The sequence below is a fragment of the Neisseria sp. genome (assembly GCF_030523955.1).
Classification (GTDB): domain Bacteria; phylum Pseudomonadota; class Gammaproteobacteria; order Burkholderiales; family Neisseriaceae; genus Neisseria.
The window spans coordinates 1-2,031 of sequence record NZ_JAUNHL010000106.1 but is presented as its reverse complement, the minus strand read 5'-3'; the positions used below and the strand labels follow the sequence as shown (position 1 = coordinate 2,031).

General features: G+C 51.0%; 2 protein-coding genes. Both read left to right on the top strand.

The window, feature by feature from the left end:
• Nucleotides 1-575: glutathione S-transferase family protein (locus Q4C79_RS13135; RefSeq protein WP_303091467.1), on the top strand; the 575-nt coding region annotated here is incomplete at its 5' end.
• Between the two features lie 243 nt (nucleotides 576-818).
• On the top strand, nucleotides 819-1,475 hold the full coding sequence (locus Q4C79_RS13130; protein WP_303091466.1) for a LysE family translocator: 657 nt from the start codon (nucleotides 819-821) through the stop codon (nucleotides 1,473-1,475).
• The last annotated feature ends 556 nt before the right edge of the window (nucleotides 1,476-2,031 follow it).

Below are 2,031 nucleotides of genomic sequence, written 5' to 3'. Positions count from 1 at the left end.
GCGTCGCCCGCTGGATGCTGGAAGAAACCGGCCTGCCCTACGACACCGTGCTGCTTGACTACGGCACCACCATGAAAGCGCCCGAATACCGTGCCGTCAACCCCATGGGCAAAGTGCCCGCACTCAAACACGGCGACACGGTAATTACCGAAACCGCCGCCATCTGCCTGTATCTGGCCGACCTCGTGCCCGAGAAAAAACTCGCCCCGCCCGTGGGCAGCCCCGAGCGCTGCAGTTATTACCGCTGGATCAGCTTTATGGCCCCGCTGGAGCAGTTGATGACGGCCAAGGCCAGCGGTGCAGCCCTGCCCAAGCCCGAGATGGCCGGTTTCGGCACCGAGCAAGACCTGCTCGACACGCTGGAAGCCGCGTTGAAAGACCGCGAATATTTGGCCGGCAGCAGCTTCACCGCCGCCGATTTGCTGGTGGCCGCTTATGTCGGTTGGTATTTGCAGTTCAAACTATTGGAGCCGCGCCCGGCCTTTGCGGCTTTTGCCGAACGTCACCAACAGCGCCCTGCCGCCCGACGCGCCGATGAAATCGACGAAGCTTTGCTGGCACAGCAACCGTCCTGAATAGTAGGTCGGGCATTGATGCCCGACAAAAACCGGCAAACGATAAAACCATGCCGAACTATAAAATAAAGCAAGCGTAGCTTGGGTTGTTAAACCCAACGCATAGATGGTTTCCAGTAATATTGGGGGTTAATCCAACCTACCGTGTTGTGCTTTCAGGATACGCAACTTCTACAGATTCCTTTTCCCTCGAGATCAACAAGCATAATATTTACAATTGCTTGAAAACTCCGGAGAACCAACATGAACGAGAGCGCCGTCATTATCGCCACTGTGGTCGCCGCACATTTCTTGGCCTTAATCAGCCCCGGGCCGGATTTTTTACTCGTCATCCGCAGCGCCCTGCGCAACAACCGCCGCCGTGCAGTCGGTGTGGCCTTGGGTATCGCCTTGGCAAACGGCATCTATATTGTTTTGTGCATGGTCGGTGTGGGTGCGGCAATTGCCCATTCCATATGGCTGATGTTTCTCTTGAAAATCATAGGTGGCGTTTTTTTGCTCTATGTGGCATACGGCGCATTGCGCGCCAAACGCAGCGATTACGCCTTTATCACGCAAACACCGCAGGATGCTCAGCAAAAAGCAACACCGTCTTTTTGGGCGGAGTTTTTCCTCGGCATCACCTCGGGCCTGTCCAATCCGAAAAACATTGTCTTCTATTTAAGCTTGTTTTCGGTGGTGCTGACCCCGCAAATCAGCATGGGGCTTACCATTGCCTTGGGCGTATGGATGGTGTTGTTGGTTTTCGTATGGGATGCGATGATTATATTCGTGCTCTCGCAACACAAAGTGCGCCGCGCCTTCGGCAAAGTCGCTTTTTATGTGGATAAAACCGCAGGCATTCTGCTTGGCTTGATGGGCGGGAAATTGCTGCACAGCGCGGTGAAAGAAACGGTTTGAACTCCTGCTCGAATATCTGCCGTTTCCTTTAAAACAAAAAGATGCTTAGACCAAGCCCGGGCATGACACAAAGGTTTGAATGTGAAAGGCTCTGACAACTTTATGTGTAATGTGTAGCAACTGTTCGGTTGTGGTGATGGTTGGTTATCTGCTCGTTTGGCTACGATACGGATGTTAAAAAATCCCAGGGTGCGTACAGAGGCAGATAACCTGTTTGGTTGCTATGGTACATCGGTTTCAACATACAAAGGTGTGTGGCGATAGCCACGCACGCAGCGGCAAAAATTCAAATAACGCGTGCGTGCCCAAGGGCACACACCCTACGCTTGCTGCAATGCGCTTGATTAACCGTGTTTGATGTTGCTGACTGACGAGTCGGTAACACAGTTGCTATGCTTGCTTAATTCCATAATTTAAATACTTTAGCTTGTTCTATTTTAGAATCGAGAAGACGAGATTTATACGTTATTTCTATGTTTAAATTTTCTTCCAATTTACTTAATATAGTGAATTAAAATAAGAATTCCAAACTTTACTCCCCCCTTACCAGCAGAAA

Bases quoted from the DNA above. Each gene is read 5' to 3' on its own strand.
- Q4C79_RS13130 (WP_303091466.1), top strand. From the start codon at position 819: ATGAACGAGAGCGCCGTCATTATCGCCACTGTGGTCGCCGCACATTTC.